19 protein-coding genes and 1 pseudogene are annotated in these 17,189 nt (G+C 58.7%); 10 read left to right on the top strand and 10 right to left on the bottom strand.

The features are described 5' to 3' along the window. Window positions 1-46: 46 nt before the first annotated feature. Complete coding sequence (locus GOW40_RS16165; RefSeq protein WP_171100230.1) at window positions 47-679, bottom strand: ATP-dependent Clp protease proteolytic subunit; 633 nt, start codon at window positions 677-679, stop codon at window positions 47-49. A gap of 321 nt (window positions 680-1,000) precedes the next feature. Between GOW40_RS16165 and GOW40_RS16160 the strand changes: the two genes are divergently transcribed. Both GOW40_RS16160 and GOW40_RS16155 read left to right on the top strand, forming a co-directional pair. Beyond that, window positions 1,001-1,330 (top strand): helix-turn-helix transcriptional regulator, encoded by a 330-nt coding sequence (locus GOW40_RS16160; RefSeq protein WP_171131363.1) that lies wholly within the window; start codon window positions 1,001-1,003, stop codon window positions 1,328-1,330. A gap of 172 nt (window positions 1,331-1,502) precedes the next feature. Next, complete coding sequence (locus tag GOW40_RS16155; RefSeq protein ID WP_171100233.1) at window positions 1,503-1,640, top strand: entericidin A/B family lipoprotein; 138 nt, start codon at window positions 1,503-1,505, stop codon at window positions 1,638-1,640. 306 nt (window positions 1,641-1,946) lie between these two features. Here GOW40_RS16155 and GOW40_RS16150 read toward each other — a convergent pair whose 3' ends face one another. Further along, entirely contained in the window at window positions 1,947-2,396 is a 450-nt protein-coding gene (locus GOW40_RS16150) for a hypothetical protein (RefSeq protein WP_254444468.1), read from the bottom strand. 187 nt (window positions 2,397-2,583) lie between these two features. On the opposite strand from GOW40_RS16150, the gene GOW40_RS16145 reads away from it, so the two are divergent. Continuing rightward, a complete protein-coding gene (locus GOW40_RS16145) occupies window positions 2,584-2,946 on the top strand; it encodes a hypothetical protein (protein WP_171131364.1) in 363 nt (120 codons plus the stop codon). Window positions 2,947-3,162: 216 nt separating this feature from the next. Here GOW40_RS16145 and GOW40_RS16140 read toward each other — a convergent pair whose 3' ends face one another. Together GOW40_RS16140 and lepA are read right to left on the bottom strand one after the other, a co-directional pair. Beyond that, window positions 3,163-3,933: a hypothetical protein gene (locus tag GOW40_RS16140; protein ID WP_171131366.1), complete on the bottom strand. Its 771-nt coding sequence runs from the start codon at window positions 3,931-3,933 to the stop codon at window positions 3,163-3,165. A 228-nt stretch (window positions 3,934-4,161) separates the two neighbouring features. Continuing rightward, window positions 4,162-5,961 carry a translation elongation factor 4 gene (lepA, locus tag GOW40_RS16135; RefSeq protein ID WP_171131368.1) on the bottom strand — a complete coding sequence of 600 codons (1,800 nt, stop codon included), beginning with the start codon at window positions 5,959-5,961 and terminating at the stop codon, window positions 4,162-4,164. A 161-nt stretch (window positions 5,962-6,122) separates the two neighbouring features. On the opposite strand from lepA, the gene GOW40_RS16130 reads away from it, so the two are divergent. From GOW40_RS16130 to GOW40_RS16120, 3 genes are all read left to right on the top strand, one after another. After that, complete coding sequence (locus tag GOW40_RS16130; RefSeq protein ID WP_171131369.1) at window positions 6,123-6,782, top strand: hypothetical protein; 660 nt, start codon at window positions 6,123-6,125, stop codon at window positions 6,780-6,782. Between the two features lie 317 nt (window positions 6,783-7,099). After that, a complete protein-coding gene (locus GOW40_RS16125; RefSeq protein WP_171131370.1) occupies window positions 7,100-7,408 on the top strand; it encodes a hypothetical protein in 309 nt (102 codons plus the stop codon). Window positions 7,409-7,473: 65 nt separating this feature from the next. Then, window positions 7,474-8,415: a LysR family transcriptional regulator gene (locus tag GOW40_RS16120; RefSeq protein ID WP_171136583.1), complete on the top strand. Its 942-nt coding sequence runs from the start codon at window positions 7,474-7,476 to the stop codon at window positions 8,413-8,415. On the opposite strand, the gene GOW40_RS16115 is transcribed toward GOW40_RS16120, so the two are convergent. Then, on the bottom strand, window positions 8,412-8,855 hold the full coding sequence (locus GOW40_RS16115; protein WP_171131372.1) for a low molecular weight protein-tyrosine-phosphatase: 444 nt from the start codon (window positions 8,853-8,855) through the stop codon (window positions 8,412-8,414). The two genes, GOW40_RS16120 and GOW40_RS16115, sit on opposite strands and share 4 nt — an antisense overlap. A gap of 28 nt (window positions 8,856-8,883) precedes the next feature. Between GOW40_RS16115 and GOW40_RS16110 the strand changes: the two are divergent. Together GOW40_RS16110 and GOW40_RS16105 are read left to right on the top strand one after the other, a co-directional pair. After that, window positions 8,884-9,580 (top strand): annotated as a pseudogene (locus tag GOW40_RS16110) (NAD-dependent deacylase). A 68-nt stretch (window positions 9,581-9,648) separates the two neighbouring features. Beyond that, a complete protein-coding gene (locus GOW40_RS16105; RefSeq protein WP_171131374.1) occupies window positions 9,649-10,257 on the top strand; it encodes a DUF308 domain-containing protein in 609 nt (202 codons plus the stop codon). A gap of 87 nt (window positions 10,258-10,344) precedes the next feature. Here the strand turns inward: GOW40_RS16105 and GOW40_RS16100 are convergent, their stop codons facing one another. From GOW40_RS16100 to meaB, 4 genes are all read right to left on the bottom strand, one after another. Beyond that, window positions 10,345-10,830, bottom strand: a complete 486-nt coding sequence (locus tag GOW40_RS16100; RefSeq protein ID WP_171131376.1) for a copper chaperone PCu(A)C — start codon at window positions 10,828-10,830, stop codon at window positions 10,345-10,347. A 44-nt stretch (window positions 10,831-10,874) separates the two neighbouring features. After that, complete coding sequence (locus GOW40_RS16095; protein WP_371731854.1) at window positions 10,875-11,204, bottom strand: hypothetical protein; 330 nt, start codon at window positions 11,202-11,204, stop codon at window positions 10,875-10,877. A 418-nt stretch (window positions 11,205-11,622) separates the two neighbouring features. Continuing rightward, window positions 11,623-11,910: a 50S ribosomal protein L28 gene (rpmB, locus tag GOW40_RS16090; RefSeq protein WP_008756960.1), complete on the bottom strand. Its 288-nt coding sequence runs from the start codon at window positions 11,908-11,910 to the stop codon at window positions 11,623-11,625. Between the two features lie 191 nt (window positions 11,911-12,101). After that, the gene (meaB, locus tag GOW40_RS16085; RefSeq protein ID WP_171131380.1) at window positions 12,102-13,082 is read right to left on the bottom strand and encodes a methylmalonyl Co-A mutase-associated GTPase MeaB; all 981 of its coding nucleotides are present in this window, start codon (window positions 13,080-13,082) and stop codon (window positions 12,102-12,104) included. 113 nt (window positions 13,083-13,195) lie between these two features. On the opposite strand from meaB, the gene hrpB reads away from it, so the two are divergent. Continuing rightward, window positions 13,196-15,649 (top strand): ATP-dependent helicase HrpB, encoded by a 2,454-nt coding sequence (gene hrpB, locus GOW40_RS16080; protein WP_171131382.1) that lies wholly within the window; start codon window positions 13,196-13,198, stop codon window positions 15,647-15,649. Window positions 15,650-15,723: 74 nt separating this feature from the next. After that, entirely contained in the window at window positions 15,724-16,182 is a 459-nt protein-coding gene (locus tag GOW40_RS16075; RefSeq protein WP_171131384.1) for an NUDIX hydrolase, read from the top strand. 12 nt (window positions 16,183-16,194) lie between these two features. On the opposite strand, the gene GOW40_RS16070 is transcribed toward GOW40_RS16075, so the two are convergent. Beyond that, on the bottom strand, window positions 16,195-17,172 hold the full coding sequence (locus tag GOW40_RS16070; protein WP_171131386.1) for a 2-dehydropantoate 2-reductase: 978 nt from the start codon (window positions 17,170-17,172) through the stop codon (window positions 16,195-16,197). Window positions 17,173-17,189 lie beyond the last annotated feature (17 nt).

The following is a 17,189-nucleotide window of genomic DNA, read 5'->3' as shown; positions in this document are numbered from 1 at the left end:
ACAATCTCAAAATCGCGGCTCACGCGGGCTGCGCGAGAATTTGAACCTAGTCCGCTTCACCGTCCATTTTGGCCCGGTTTTCCACGATCTCGTCGATATGACCCCATTCCTTGGCCTCTTCCGGGCTCATGAAATTGTCGCGATCCAGCGCTTTTTCGACCGCCTTCTTCGTCTGCCCGGTGTGGCGAACATATATATCATACAGGCGATCTTTGAGTTTTTGGGTCTCGGCGGCGTGAATCATGATGTCGCTGGCCTGACCTTGGTATCCGCCGCTGGGCTGGTGCACCATGATGCGGCTGTTGGGCAGCGAAAAGCGCATGCCTTTCTCGCCCCCGGCCAACAAAACCGACCCCATCGAGGCCGCCTGACCGATCACCAAAGTCGAACATTTTGGCTTGATGTACTGCATTGTATCGTAAATCGACAAACCGCTGGTCACAACGCCGCCGGGTGAATTGATGTAAATCGAGATTTCCTTGTTCGGGTTTTCCGCCTCAAGATGCAGCAGCTGGGCAACGATCAGATGGCTCATACCGTCATGGATCGGCCCGTTGATGAAAATGATCCGTTCTTTCAGAAGGCGTGAGAAAATGTCATAGGCGCGCTCACCCCGGCTGGTCTGTTCGACGACCATTGGGACAAGCGTATTCATATAGGTGTCAACGGGATCGAACATAAGAAACCTGCCTGCTTTGCTATGGATCGGGACATTACCCGAAAAACTCTTACCCAAGTCTTAGTGCTGCCATTGGGGGGGTGCAAGGGGGCGAATGCGATACCGTTACGCGATGTAACGCAAGAGCGGCGATGCCCGCGTCAAAGCCGCATCACCGTCATCCAGCAACCCAAAACGGCGTTCTGCACACGCGTTTGTGTTACAGCATCACATGTATTTGAAGAGACATATTTTTATCCATGATTATTTTGTTGCGACATTCGACGGGCTTTCACTCCAAGCCTTCCGATCCACTCAAGGGATAACAATGGGGAAATTTCTATGGGACTGCCTCAGGTCGACCACGCCTATCAACCTGACGACCTCGCGTCGATGCTCGAAAACGCAACACGAGCGTCCAGTTTTCTAAAAGCCATCAGCCATGAGGGGCGGCTGATGATCCTCTGCCACCTCGTCTCCGGTGAGAAATCGGTGACCGAACTTGAAGAGCTGCTGTCGGCCCGTCAGGCCGCGGTTTCGCAGCAATTGTCTCGGTTGCGGCTTGAAGGGCTGGTTTTGCCGCGCCGGGATGGTAAGGCGATTTACTATCGACTTGCAGATGATCGACCACGTCGCATGCTCGAAACCATTCACGAGCTCTTTTGCAAGTGATGGGGGGCGCTTATCAGGCGCACTCAAAAACAGCAAAACCCCGGATTCCAGAGGCCGTTCGTGGCCTCTTGGAACACCCGGTCCTTGCCGCGTGCGCGACCGTGGTGAAACATGTAGATCACAGCGGTCAAAACTGCTAGGCAACCAAAAACACGCAGTTAAGGAGTTTCCAATGATCCGTGCAATTCTGATTGGCTTGGCCCTGTTCACCCTCGCCGCTTGCGAAACCGCAAAAGGCGCAGGCAAAGACATCGAAAATGCCGGGGATGCCATCCAGAATGTCGCGTCGGACGTTCAGGAAAACATCTAACTCCGCTTTCGGGCCCCACCTGTTCCGCACCCCAGTGGCCGGACAGTCCCGGATCACCTTACCCGCATCGCGCTGAAGGACCGCGTGGCCTGCCATAGGCTGGACGCACGACCGCCGTCGCGTGTGCCCTGCCGCGTCAGACCCGCCGGTAGACGGTCATCCGGGCTGCCCGGCCCGCCTCTGAACACAGAGGCGCCTGGGGTGGATTGAGAAGCGGTTCGGCCCGGCGCGGCAACTGATACTCGTCTGCCACACATAGTGCGGCCAGCCTGTTTACCCCCTACAACCGGCCGGGCCGATACCGCTTCAGTTCACCTGACGTTCCAGAACGGTGCTATAGGTCGTTCCACGACGCAGGCTACGGAAATCAGCGTAAATCTTGCCATCCTGATACCGGGCATCGATCAGGGCGTTCGCGCCGATCTCGGGATTGGCCGAGCTTTCGACGATGCTGATGCGGGTCGGATCATCCAGACTGATGGTGCCGGTGGCGTCCAACATGCGCCAATCCTGAGTGGCATTCGACCGCCACTTGCTGGGCCCCCAGAACACATTGTCCTTCTGCTTCTGGATATCCAGCACCCACTCGGCACTGTTGAACCGCGGGATGTCGCCGGTTGTGGTCCGGTTCGGACCCACAGCGGTATAGCTGCCAGTCCAGGTGCCGCGCAGATCGGGCATGTCCGCCATCGCAGCGGTGGCAAGGGTGAGGGACGTGGCCAAAGCGGCTGCTCCGGCAGTCATAAATCTGGTCATGTTCTCTCTCCGTCATCAGGGCCGTCGCTGGCCGTGTTGTACAGATTGGGAGGGAGCGGGACGGTTGCAACTTACCTTAAGGAAACTTCATGAAGGGTTTAGGCAGGCGTTAAGCCCCACCACAGCCTTGACTTGATGCTGCATCGCAGCAACGATCTGCTGTATTTGCAAAACAGGAGATTTCGTCATGTTCGGCCCGTTTTCCGTCTGGTCCCCCCAGTTCCGCTTTCCGCTCAGCGGGGATGTGCAGCAGGATATTGATCCGGTTCTTGCAGGCTCTATCCGGGGTGTCCCGGCGATCGAGGCGCGGGTGCAGCGTGAGGTGGCCAGCTATGGCACCCAATTGGGCAAAGTGCTGGAGGCCTTACAGGCGCTGTCCCAATCCACAGACACCGCCCTGCCCGAGATCGACGCGCTGGTCGACGGGGTTGAAGCGGTCAAGGTCGAGTGCAAACAAGCCCTGCGGGACCACGCGGAGGAGGCTTTGCGGAAGCTGCAACAGGCTGATCCGGAGGGGTTTGAGGCTTTGGTTGCAGGGGTCAAATCGTAGGGCGATTGATCAGCAGAGCTGAGGACAGCGCCGGCCCGAGGGGGTGAGCGACGTCCCGGAATTCGTCCAGTGGACGAATTCAGCCACGATCAGGCGAAGCCCCGAGGCGCAAACGCGTCGCCCGTTTTGCCGTAGATAAACCTTTAGCTTGACGGGGGCGGGTCGGCGCGGCCCGGCGGTGCCGCCGGGCGGGTGGGTCGGAATTTTTCACTGATGTCACAACAACAATTGAAGCAACCTCTCACCGAAGATAACAAGGATCGCCGCCCTACCTGCCCATGTTCCAGTGCTTTCGCCAAATTTTTCAGCAAATTTCAGTGTCGAAATCTTAGTCATTTCGCCGACATGTGCGGCCAGCTTTGATCCGACTTTTTGAAATCCTTCACCGGTTTCAACTATCAACTCGTCAGTCTGCTCACTTGGCGATCTCAGTGAAGTTTTGAGCGCTATGAGACGCTCTTCTAACCTTTGAAGTTCGTCGTCTTTCAGAAGGAAATCAGGACCTTGGTTGTGTCCGAGACTTTCAGGAATATCGCTGCGCACAACAGACAAGAGCTCCAAAATGCTCGGTATGTCCTCAACAATGGATTGAGCGAGTTCGGTATCCGAAAACTCGATCTGCTCATCTTCGCCATCTTCAGATACATCTAGATAGATGCGATGATCAGCGGGGAATAGCTCGCCTTCAAAATGATCCTCAACGGCTTGAACTACCTCGTCCAATTGATTGGCCAAGATGGAGTTTCCGAAGTATTCTAGGACTGTTTCGCGGCTCGAACTTGCCTGGTCCCAAACGCTCGATTGAAGTTCGTCAAAATTCTCGAACACATGTTCGCTAACTAGATCGACAAAATCGAAATCGCCAAAGTCTTGAAATTCAAGCGCCAGCCAATCGACAATTTCCTTGGCTTTCTTTTTGCCGCTCCAACTGAGGTCCAATTCAGGCGGAGCACTTGGATCATATACTTCGAATTCACCGTAGGTCATTTAAACTACCAGAAGCAGAAATTTTCTAGCAGCTTAGCTGCCCTTGGGTTGTTTTCAATCCCCAGAAGGGCTTCCACCACAGAGGTTGATTTAATGATCAATGCTTTAGGCCACACAGAAGGAGCCAAGCGAGGGAAAGAGCTAACCCGCGTCCCTATCCTCACCGCGCGGGCACGCAGTTGGCTGCGCCAACCGCTTTGGCCCACCCGCCGTAAAAATGGCCAGCTTTTAGCTGTCCATTTTTAAGGCGCTAATAAACGCCTCCTGCGGGATATCCACTTTCCCGAACTGGCGCATCTTCTTTTTCCCCGCTTTCTGCTTGTCCAGCAGCTTCCGCTTCCGTGTCGCGTCACCGCCGTAACATTTCGCCGTCACGTCCTTGCGCAGCGCCGAGAGGGTCTCGCGGGCGATGACCTTGCCTCCGATGGCGGCCTGGATCGGGATTTTGAACATGTGGCGCGGGATCAGGTCTTTGAGCTTTTCGCACATCGCCCGGCCCCGCATCTCGGCCCGGTCGCGATGCACCATGGTCGACAGCGCATCGACCGGCTCATCATTCACCAGCACCGACATCTTGACCAGATTATCCTCGGTATAGCCGGTCATCTGGTAATCAAACGAGGCATAACCCTTGGTCACCGATTTCAGCCGGTCATAGAAGTCGAACACCACCTCGTTCAGGGGCAGGTCATAGACGACCATGGCGCGGCTGCCCGCATAGGTCAGGTCCAGTTGGATACCGCGGCGATCCTGGCAGAGTTTCAGCACGTCACCCAGATATTCATCGGGCACCAAAATGGTCGCCTTGATACGCGGCTCTTCCAGGTGGTCGACCTTGGACAGATCCGGCATATCGGCGGGGTTGTGCAGCTCGATCATCTCGCCGTCTTTCATATAGACGTGATAGATCACGCTGGGCGCGGTTGTAATCAGCTCGATATTATACTCACGCTCGATCCGGTCGCGGATGACCTCAAGGTGCAGCAGGCCCAGAAAGCCGCAGCGGAAGCCAAAACCCAGCGCCGCCGAGGTCTCCATTTCAAAGCTGAAAGAGGCGTCGTTCAGCGCCAGCTTCTCAATCGCGTCGCGCAGGTCTTCAAATTCGGCCGAGTCCACCGGGAAGAGGCCACAGAACACCACCGGCTGCGCGGGTTTGAAGCCCGGCAGGGCCTGTTCCGCCCCGTTGCGGTCATTGGTGATCGTATCGCCCACGCGGGTGTCGCGGACCTGTTTGATCGAGGCCGTCAGAAAGCCGATCTCACCGGGGCCCAGGCCGTCGACCATCTCCATCTCGGGCCGGAAGACGCCGACGCGGTCGACATGGTGCAGGGTGCCGTTCGACATGAACTTGACCCGCATTCCCTTTTTCAACGTCCCGTCCATGATACGGACCAGAACGATCACGCCCAGATAGGCGTCATACCACGAATCCACCAGCATCGCCTTGAGCGGCGCGTCCAGATTGCCTTGCGGCGCGGGCAGATGGGTGACGATGGCCTCAAGCGTCTCGTGGATACCCTGCCCCGTCTTGGCGCTGACCTGAATGGCGTCGGTCGCATCGATGCCGATCACATCCTCGATCTGTTCGGCGACGCGGTCACAATCGGATGCAGGCAGATCGATCTTGTTCAGCACCGGCACGATCTCATGATCGGCATCGATGGCCTGATACACATTCGCCAGCGTCTGCGCCTCAACCCCTTGGGTCGAGTCCACCACCAGCAAAGAGCCCTCAACCGCGCGCATGGACCGGCTGACCTCATAGGCGAAATCCACGTGGCCGGGGGTGTCGATCAGGTTCAGCACATATTTCTCACCATCATCGGCGGAATAGTCGATGCGCACCGTGTTGGCCTTGATGGTAATGCCGCGCTCGCGCTCGATATCCATGCTGTCGAGCAGCTGTTCCTTCATGTCGCGATCCTGCACCGTTCCGGTCTCTTGGATGAGCCGGTCAGCAAGGGTGGATTTACCATGGTCGATATGCGCGACGATGGAGAAATTGCGGATATGAACGAGGTCTGTCATGGGTTGGGGATATGTAGAGGAATCGTGGGTTGGTCAAGCAGGCAAAGCGTTGGTCTGCGTTAGGTATTTGAATTTTGCAAAGTTAAGACTCACAATATGAAGCGAAAGCTTGGGTAAATTTGAGTGGGTTCTTCGCATCAAATAGTAGCTGAGGTAGCAAAATGGGTTTTCTGGGCGATATTAATACTTTTTTCGGCGATGCATTAAAGTCAGGTGATTTTTGGTTGGGCACCATTGTAACGGCGTTTCTGGCAGTTTTTCGGAACCGCCTGTACCGCCCTAAAATAAGGGCAAATGGCTGCATGAGCGGCGGCGACGCACAGTTCAGCAAGCACTCGATTGGAATAGTGAACAGTCCAAGTTTTCTCGGGTTCACGATAGATCGCAATCCACTCATAGACGCGACGGCTTGGATGTACGATCCAAAAGCAGGTAAGACATTGGCTAACATGAGATGGAGAGACGAACCGGATAACAAGCTAATCAAACAGACAATTGAAGTTACTGAACGTCGCGATCTGATCGTATGCGGTGTACACCAGGGACGCGTTCACCATTTTGTTGGCACCTCGGCCAACGACAGTGAAAAAAGTGAAACCATTGTAGAAAAAGGACAATCGCGCAAATTGGAGGCCCACCTAACGGACCGGTTCAATCGCAAGCAAAAAATCCGTTTTATGATCACTGTAAGCGAAAGGCGAGCAGCCCCTCAAGGTGTTGAGGTCCGGGTCAGAGTTAAGACAACAATGGCTGACCGAGCAAATCAGTTTCGCGACGGCTTCAAAGAAATGTTGTATGCCATTACGCGCCCACGGTACTGAGCGTAGGCTTACTGCCAAAAGGCTAGCGAATTTAGACTGCGCCTTCCCCTAATTCGGCTTCAAAATGTTGGCAGTTCCGGGATGCCTTCGTGGCTTCTTGGAACGTCTTTTTCCCAGCGACGCGCGCGGGCCTAAGACGGCAGCAGACGTCCCAACCAGCTCCTTGTGAAACCCGGCCTAAGGGGCGGAGTGCTTCCGACTCATGCAATCACAATTTCGAACCACCCAATTGATCCGCTCCCCCGTTTGATTCATACTCCGCCGCAGACCGAGAGGGGCATAAGACCCGTCCGGGCAGGCAAAAACGAGGCTCGAGTATGAAACAGTTCCTCTTAACAGCATGTTGTGCGGTATCGCTGGTGTCTGTGGCACCGGTTGTGAACGCGGCGCAGATCAAGCAGGCGTGTTTGGCATCGGATCGTGAGGCGGCGACGCGGGATCGGTGCTCTTGCATTCAGCGCGTGGCCGATCAGGCGCTGACGCGCAGCGATCAGAAAAAGGTCTCGAAATGGTTCGAAGACCCGCATCAGGCGCAGCAGCTGAAGATGTCGCAAACCGCGCGCGATGATGCGCTGTGGGATCGCTATCAGAATTTCGGCCAGATGGCGCAGGCGATCTGCGGCTAACCCCTGTCAATCCTTGACCTGGCCCGCCCTGCGCCTCAGAAAAGGCGCAGTGAAAGGGATCGGCGATGGTGATGAAAGGGGTGACCCTGCGCGGGCTCGAAGTGTTCGAGGCCTTGGCGCGAACGGGATCGGTGGCGCAGGCGGCCGAGATCACCGGACTCAGCCAGCCTTCGGTCAGCCAGCAATTGCGCAATCTGGAAAAGGCGTTGGGCACTGATCTGGTCGATCACGCGCGACGTCCGATGCGCCTGACCCAGGCTGGGCGCAGCTTTCTGACCCGGGCCGAGGCGGTTCTGGCCGAGCTGCAAATGGCGCAGAGCGAGCTGACGGTGATGGATCTGGGCCACCTGGCCACGCTGTCTATCGGGCTGATCGATGATTTCGACAATGACCTGACCCCGCGTCTAGCCACCCTGTTGGCCGATAACCTGACGCGGTCGAAATTCAAGCTGATAACCCTGCCCAGCCTGGATCTGTTTGCCGAACTTGAAGCGCAGCGTCTACATCTGGCAGTGTCCGCCCATAGCGGCGAGGTGCTGGAAGGCGTGATCGAATACCCTCTGGTCCAAGATCCATTCATTCTGGTTGCGCCAAAAGGCGCGGATGATCCGGTTCAGACCCTGCCTTTTCTGAGGTACGCCCGCGAGCAGCTGATCAGCCGTCAGATCGAAGGCCATCTGGCCCGCCAACAGCTTGAGTTCGAGGAACGGTTCGAGATCGGCTCGCATTTGGCCTTGATGGCCATGGTGGCGCGCGGTCTGGGTTGGGCGATCACCACGCCTCTGGGCTATATGCGCGCCGCGCGGTTCCACGAGGGGCTTTCGGCCCATCCGGCCCCGTTTGGTGCGTTTTCGCGCACGATTTCGCTTTTCACCCGCACCGACTGGTCCGATCAGGTACCGCAAGAGATTGCAGACATGATCCGCCGCCTGATGCGCAGCCAGATCATCGACCCGGCCATCGCGCAGCTGCCCTGGCTTCGCGAAGAACTGAAGGTGATGAGCTAGCCTTTAAGATGCGCGATCAGGCCGTCTGCTGCCGCCTCGATCAAGTCCAGCGCGCCATCAAAGTCACGCGTGTAGTACGGATCGGGCACATGATCGGCTCCGGTCTGTGGTGCAAAATCGGTGAACAGGCGCACGGACGTTTCGTTTCCGCGCGGGCGCAGCGCTTCGATATCGTTCAGGTTGTTGTCATCCATGGCGATGATCAGATCGAACCGGTCGAAATCCGCAGGCTCGAACTGCCGCGCCCGCAAATCGCTCAGGTCGAACCCGCGCGCACGCGCCGCCTGTTGCATCGGCTCATACGGTGGATCACCAATATGCCAACCCGAAGTTCCTGCACTATCAGTCACATGATGCGGCGCACCGGCGCGAAATACGCCCTCGGCGGCAGGCGACCGGCAGATATTGCCCAAACAGACGAAAAGGATACGGTGTGTCATGCGCCAAGATGTACCCCGAGGAGCAGGCATGGAAAAGATCGTCATTCTGACCGGAGCAGGTATTTCTGCCGAAAGCGGGCTTAGCACCTTTTCGCGATGAAGGCGGCCTGTGGGCGCAACACCGGATCGAAGATGTGGCGACGCCCGAGGCGTTTGCGCGCAACCCTGCCCTCGTTCACGGCTTTTACAACGCGCGCCGTCAGCAAGCCGCTGGCGTAGAACCCAACGCAGCCCATAAGGCGCTGGCGCGGTTGCAGCGGGACTGGCCTGGCGATGTTGTTCTGGTGACCCAGAATGTCGACAGCCTGCATGAGGCAGGCGGTGCTCAGGACGTCCTGCATATGCACGGCACATTGGCCGGAGCACTATGTGCGGCTTGCGGCCACCGCTGGACGGCTCCGACTGAAATGGCCGTTGATGAGCCCTGCCCGGCTTGCGCGGCGCCGAAAGGGCGGCCAGATGTGGTCTGGTTTGGCGCAATGCCCTATCACATGGACACGATCTATCAGCATCTGGCCAATGCCGCGCTCTTTGTTGCGATCGGCACTTCGGGTCAGGTCTATCCCGCCGCCGCCTTCGTACACGAGGCCGCAGCTGCAGGGGCCCATACGCTTGAACTGAACCTGGAGCCGTCAGACGGAGCGGCGCATTTCAACGCAAGGCGGTTTGGCCCCGCCACCGAAATCGTTCCCCTTTGGGTGGATGAATTACTGGACAGACGCTGACAAGAACACTGCAGACGCAACCGGGCAGCATAGGCTATGCTGGATTTGACATAACCCGAGGACCTACCATGACCGACACAGACCCCAAACAAGGCGAGATTGTCGACGACGACAGCTTTGCCACGCGCGAAGCGTTGAGCGCACAGTTGGGCGAGCTATGGTGGACGTTCCTTATACGAGGCATTCTGGCCGCCTGCGTTGGCATTGCGGCACTCTTTTGGCCGGGTGGCAGCATTTCGATGCTTTTGCGGCTGGTCGGGCTGCTGCTGATCCTCGATGGTGGCCTCACGCTGCTGGGATTTGGTCGGCGCGGGCTGGTTGGTGGCGTCGGGATTGGTGCTATCGTGATTGGCCTGATCCTGTTGATTTGGCCGGAAGGGGCCGCAAAGCTCGCTTTCTTCCTGCTTGGTGCCTGGGCGCTGATCATCGGGATCGGATCTCTGGCCGCCTGGCGACAAATGCATGAGCGTGACCCGCAGCGGAACGCCATGCGCAATTCTGGCTTCGCGGCTTTGTCAATTGGATTGCTGTTGCTGTTCGCGCCCGGCATTGGCCTTGTGGCGCTGGGTTGGGCCATCGCACTTGCTGCGCTTGCCATCGCTGCAGTGATGTTCTGGCTGACGGCCCGCTTCAAGCGCGCAAGTGACCGGGTGGGCATAAAAACGGTCAATCGCTGACCAATTTCATAGGCGGATCAGACCGGGCAACGCCCGGTCTGACGCATGGATGACGGCCGCTTAAGCGGCCCGAAGACAGGCGTTTCTCTAATGTGAATGCGCTCCATGGCCATCCCCGTGACCAGGGTCTGCTTTCCGCTCAAGATCAACCGGGATCTCGATGTCAATTTCTCCCGCGTTTTCAAAGATCAGTGTTACCGGAACACGTACGCCCTGTTCGAAAGGCTGGGTCAGCCCCATGAACATCACGTGATCCCCGCCACGTTCAAGCGCATGGCTTTCCCCCGCCGGTATCTCAAAGCCCTCTTCGACCTCCATCATCCGGGCCACGCCGTTGTCATCCACCTCATGCGTGTGTAACTCCACCCGAGCTGCCGCCTCTGATCTTACACCGATCAATCGATCAGCCGTGTCGCCATCATTGACGATCATCATGAAGGCTGCCCCAGCCTTGGCGGTTGCGCCCGACGACCGGGCATAGGAATCGTCAACCTTGATACTGCTTTCGGCTGCGACGGTTGTGGCAAGGGCAAAACTGGCCATCGCGACCAGAACTGTGGATTTGAGCGTCATAGCGCTGCTCCTGTCTTTATTTCTGTCTTTGAATATCCGTAGAATCAGACAAAAACAGGAGGCGCCCGGGCCAGGCTGCACAGAACCCGCACTACGATCAGGTTCTGAGCATGGCTGGGAACGAAATCGCGTGCAACGTCGGGCGCTTCGGGCAGTTCAGGATGCGCGGTAAAGATCGCGCCCAAAAGGGTTAGCGCATAGTCCGGGCAGTAGTGCGGCGCCTGTGTGGGTTGCCCGTCTTTGTCGACATAGACAACAACAGGACCAGCGCCTGTGCACAGCACCATTTGGCCTGCCAAATGGTCCACACCGCGTGACGCTGCCACTCCCTGACCGGTCAAGATGACCGTCAGCGACAGAACAAAGGCTAACACTGTGTGACACCGCGTCTTCATTTCCGACAGGGATTACGCGGAAACGAATTCCGGTGACAAGCAACAATCGCGACCTGCGGCGTTGCGTCAAGCGTCGAACTGTGGGTCCTTGGCAGCATGGGTCGTCAGACTGACATGCCGACGATTAACCCTTTGTTGCATCCGAATACACCTGCTGATCGCTTGTCCGACAAAAACGGGAACGTGAGTTAGAAAATCAAGGGACTTGAAGGGCATCGGCTGTCTCCGCTTCTAGAATTTGAGCAAACATAACAAACATTCCCCCTTTGTTATGTGAACATCTTCACAGACGCGATCAAACGATCCTTTTGGAGCACGATCCAGAGAGTCGACCGATCAAAAGAAAAAGCCCCGCACCAGCAGGTACGGGGCCAAAATCTCGATGAAACGAAATGGTTTACGCCGAAGCTTGCGCCTTGGCGATTTCCTTTTTCACTTTCAGTGCGTTTGCCGACAGCTCATCATCCTTGGCTTTCGCCAGGAACGCGTCCAGACCACCGCGGTGATCGACAGAGCGCAGTGCAGCAGCGGAAATGCGCAGCTTGACGCCACGGCCCAGAGTTTCCGACTGCAGCGTAACGTCATTCAGATTCGGCAGAAAACGACGACGAGTTCTGTTTTTGGCGTGGCTGACATTGTTGCCAGTCATCGGGCCTTTTCCGGTCAGTTCGCAACGGCGCGACATGGTTTCTTCCTTTGTTTCTAGAGGCCGGGTCAAATACCCTCGGCCAAATCACAAGGGGCGCAACCCGAAGTCGCGCCCGAAAACTGGTTGGATGCGTGTAGTGGGAATCGCGCAGAGGGTCAAGACGGCTGCGGCGAAATCTTTGCCCGATTGCAGAATTCTCTGTTCTGCCCCAAACGGGCCATCCAGGATCAGGTCTTGGGCATCAATGTCGCCAGCATTTCAGAGGCCGCTGCCGAAGGGCTGAGCAGCCCCGCACTGACCTGACCGCCCAAGCGCGTCATATCAGCCCGTGCCTGCGCCGTGGACAGCTGCGCCAGCAGGGCCGAGCGTACCTCTTGTTCGAACCAGTATTGCGCCTGTGCGGCCCGGTTTTGCGCCCAATGTCCGGTTTCTTTCCGCCAGTCTCGCAAGGCTTGCATCTCGGCCCAGGCCAGTTCCAGCCCCTGCTCTTCGACTGCCGAGACCGTCATCGCCTTTGGAAAGCCTTCGGGGTCTTGGGGCCGCTTGCGCAGCAGCCGCAGTGCTCCGGCATAATCCGCACAGGTCCGTGTTGCAGTGGATTTCAAATCGCCGTCGGCCTTGTTGACCAGGATCATGTCAGCCATCTCCATGATGCCGCGCTTGACCCCTTGCAGCTCATCCCCGCCCGCCGGAGCCAGCAACAGCAGGAACAGGTCCGACATCTCGGCCACCACGGTTTCAGACTGGCCGACACCCACCGTTTCGATCAGCACAACATCGAACCCCGCGGCCTCACACAACGCAATGGCCTCGCGGGTGCGGCGTGCGACGCCGCCCAAATGGCTTTGGCTGGGCGACGGACGGATAAAGGCGTTGGCCTCACGGCTGAGCCGCTCCATCCGCGTCTTGTCGCCCAGAATCGACCCTCCAGACCGGGCCGAGCTTGGATCAACAGCCAGAACCGCCACCCGCAAACCCGGCGCGATAAGCATCATGCCAAAGCTTTCAATAAAGGTGGATTTGCCCACACCCGGTGTCCCCGACAGCCCGACGCGCAACGCTTGTCGACCTGAACCCGACAGCTTGGCCAGCAGCGCGCTGGCCTTTGCCCGGTGATCCTCGCGCCCGCTTTCGACCAGAGTGATCGCTCGGGCCAGCGCGCGCCGTTCACCGTTCAAGATCCTGTCGCTCAGGCTGTCTATGTCCATGGGGCCCTCGTTTGACTGCGGCATGACACCTTGTGGTCGCTCAGCCGAAAATGTCCAGCCCCCGGCAGCGATGCAATCTGGACGCCACCGGATGGATTGCGGATAAAGCGACCATGTCACCGCGCCTGCCCATAGATGATGCCCTGCCCGAGCTGTTGGACGCCCTCAAGGCCCACAAGCGCGCCGTTCTGCAAGCGCCCCCCGGAGCAGGCAAAACCACACGGGTTCCTCTGGCCATGCTTGAGGCCGGTCTATGCGAAGGCAAGATCCTGATGCTGGAACCCCGCCGTCTTGCCGCGCGCGCCGCCGCTGAACGCATGGCCGACACTCTGAATGAACGCGCGGGCGAAACCGTAGGTTATCGCGTGCGAGGGGAGGCCAAAACTTCAGCCAAGACCCGGATCGAGGTTGTGACCGAAGGCATCCTGACCCGCATGCTGCAATCCGATCCTGACCTGCCCGGCATTGGTGCGGTGATTTTTGACGAGTTCCACGAACGCTCCTTGAATGCCGATTTGGGACTGGCGCTGTGCCTTGAGGTCGCCGACGCGCTGCGCGACGATCTGATCCTGCTGGCGATGTCGGCGACGCTGGATGCCGAACCCGTGGGTCGGCTGATGAACGCGCCTGTGGTCACTTCGGCCGGGCGCAGTTTCGACGTCGATCTGCGCTGGCTGGAGCGTCCGCTGGGCCTCAAGGCGCGCCGTTTGGACGCTCTGGTCGATTTGGTCGTTCAAGCCGAACGCGATACGCGCGCCATGGGCGGCGGGATTCTGGTCTTTCTGCCCGGCGAAGGTGAGATCCGGCGCGCCGAGGGGGCTTTGACCCGGCTACTGCCGGACAGGTGCCAGGTTCATCCCTTGTTTGGTGCCCTGCCCTTTGCCGCCCAGCGCGCGGCCATTGCTCCGGCCAAGTCCGGGCGCAAGGTGGTGTTGGCTACGTCGATCGCCGAAACCTCATTGACGTTGCCTGATATTCGCGTCGTCGTCGATATGGGCCAATCGCGTCGGGCACGGTTCGATCCGGGCTCGGGCATGTCGCGCCTGGTCACCGAAAAGGTGACCCGCGCCGAAGCCACGCAACGCGCCGGGCGCGCGGGGCGTGTGGCCGAAGGTGCGTGTTACCGGCTGTGGTCCAAAGGCGAAGACGGCGCGATGGCCGCCTTTCCGCCCGCCGAGATCGAGGCGGCCGATCTGACTGGCCTTGCCCTGGAATTGGCGCTTTGGGGCAGCGAACCGGATGATCTGGCCTTTCTGACGCAGCCGCCTGAGGGTGCTTTGACCGAAGCGCGTGGTCTGTTGCGCATGCTGGGCGCTTTGGACAGCAACGGGCGTATCACTGATCACGGGCGGGCGCTGGCGGTGCTGCCGCTGCATCCCAGATTGGGCCATATGTTGGTCACCGCCGGTTCTGCTGCCGCCCCGCTGGCCGCCCTGATGGCGGAACGCGACCCACTGAAAGGTGCCCCAAGCGACCTCTCGTTGCGCCTTGAGGCCCTGCGCGATCCCCGTGCATTTCAGCGCAATCGTCCCTGGCAGTTTCATGCGGGCGCGGTTGACCGGATCACATCGGAAACCAAGCGCCTGCGGGTTCAAGCCAAGGGGCAAGGGCCTGATCTGTCACCTGCCGCCATGGCCGCGTTGGCCTATCCAGATCGGGTCGGACAGCGGCGCAAGGGCGACGCACCGCGGTATGTCCTGTCGGGCGGAAAGGGCGTTGTGCTCGACAATGCAGACACCATGGTCGCCGCGCCCTTTCTGGTGGTGATCGACACCGACGGCAACCCGCGTGAGGCGCGTGTCAGGTTGGCTGCCCAGATCACCGAAGGAGAGTTACGCGCGCTCTTTGCCGATCAGATTACCTGGCACAAGATGTGCAGCTGGTCCAAACGGGATCGGCGCGTGGTGGCGCGGCAGCAGGAACGGTTCGGTGCGATCAATCTGGATGACCGAATCTGGAAAGACGTCCCTGAAGATGCCGTTGCCAAGGCCATGCTAGACGGCGTGCGTGATCTGGGCCTGCGCTTGAAAGGCCCTGCGGCGCGGCTTGCCGCGCGGGTGGAGTTGGTGCGTGCCTCAGGTGTTGATTTGCCCGATTTCTCGCCCGAAGGTTTGATGGAAGATATGGAAAGCTGGCTCCTGCCGATGCTGACCGGTGTCCGCAGTGCCGACGATTGGAAGCAGTTCGATCTGCTGCCCACGCTGCGCGCCCGGCTGGACTGGTCCCAGACGCAAGAGCTGGACCGCCGCGCGCCCGGGTCGTTTGAAACGCCGCTGGGGCGCAAGATCCCCATTTCCTATGACCATGCTGTTCCCGAAATCGCGGTCCGCCTGCAAGAGGTCTTTGGCGTCACGCAGCATCCCCAAATCGGCGATCAACCGTTGAAGATCACATTGCTGTCGCCCGCCCAGCGACCCATACAGATCACACGTGACCTTCCGGGGTTCTGGGCCGGGTCCTATGCGGATGTACGCAAGGATATGCGCGCGCAATATCCCAAACATCCCTGGCCCGAAGACCCAACGCAGGCCGACCCGACCCTGCGCGCAAAACGCCGTCGTGGTTGAGCGGTTGTGCAACCGGAACCAGACCGCTATGACGCAAGGTCAATGCCTTAACGGCGCGTGTTCAGCGGACTCAAATGGCCAAGAAACTGCGAAAAATACTGCAAAAGGTCGTGCAACCCATGATCCTGCGCCCCAAACGGGTGCAGTTCGCGGCGCTGTGCACCCGAAAGAAGAAAGGTCAGACCCAAGTTCTGTTGATCACCAGCCGCGATACCGGGCGCTGGGTGATCCCAAAGGGCTGGCCCATTGACGGGCTGGACGGTGCAGGATCAGCTGCGCAAGAGGCCTGGGAAGAGGCAGGCGTGCGGATCACAGCCTCTGACACCAAACCGATGGGTCACTTCACCTATGACAAGGTGCTCAAGGACGGCTCGGTAGTGCCGGTTCGAACCACGGTGTACCGTGTGCACGTAAAGGAATTGGCCGACGAGTTTCCCGAGGCGGGCCAAAGAGAGCGAGAATGGGTAACGCCGCAAGAGGCAGCGAAACGCGTGCACGAGCCAGAGCTGAGCGCCATACTGCGGACACTCTGAAGCGCGTTTGCCTTAGAATGCGCGGATTTTCTCCGGCGTCATCGGATCACCGCGCGCCTGCAGGATCAGATCGGCCACACGGCTGCAGAGCGGCGCGCGAACCCCGTTTTGGGCGGCCAGCCGAATAATCTCGCCTTGCAGGCTGTCGATTTCTGTCACACGCCCAGCCATCAAGTCATAGGCCATCGAGGTTCTGGCCTCGGGATCAACAGTCAGCATTTTGGATGCGATCCTGTAAAACAATGGCGTTGGCAATCGCAATATATGGGGCACCATCCAGGCCGGTACGGGGGTTGTCGACGCAACCGCTACCCCGGCGGTTTTCAAAATCCCCAAAGCCTCGGCCATTTGGTCCGCCATCAATCGACGCCAACCCGGGTCCATCAGTTGCGCATGCACCGTCAGGCCGGACAGCGCGTTCAGGGCATTGTTGAGGTTCACCACCAGCTTGCCCCATTGCACCGCTTCGATCCGGTTGCTGGCGCTTATCGGAAGATCCGGGCAAGACAAACGCGTGGGCAAATCCCCGGCACCATCCTCGATCACGATATCCCCCGAGGTCGCGCGGTGATAGGCTGCCACCCCTTTCGGAACAACGTTGAAGGGCACCATCCCGGCCCTGACATCTCGGGTTTTCAATGTGTTACTCAAAATTCGAGCGCTCTCCATCCCATTTTGTAGCGAAATTACTGGCGCGGTCTCCGGTGCATATTGCGCGATCAGGTCGGCCATTTCGGCGGTTGCACCTGTCTTGACGGTCACAAGCAAAAGGTCGGCACCGGCCAAATCTGTTGGATCCTCGGTCAGGGACAGAAAATTGGTGGGGATTACCTGATGCTGCCCCGCAAAGTCGGTGATCTTCAACCCATGGCTGCGGATCGCATCCAGCACCCGCGCGCGGCCCAACAACGTCACGTCCTGTCCAGAATGTGCCAGGCACCCTCCGACATAGCACCCAATGCTGCCCGCCCCGGCAATCACGATTTTCATGGCGCCCTCCCTGAACT

Source organism: Ruegeria sp. HKCCA6707, from assembly GCF_013033515.1.
In the GTDB taxonomy this organism is placed as follows: Bacteria; Pseudomonadota; Alphaproteobacteria; order Rhodobacterales; family Rhodobacteraceae; genus Ruegeria.
Note: the sequence above shows the minus strand (reverse complement) of the source record. Positions and strands in the feature narration are given on the sequence as shown.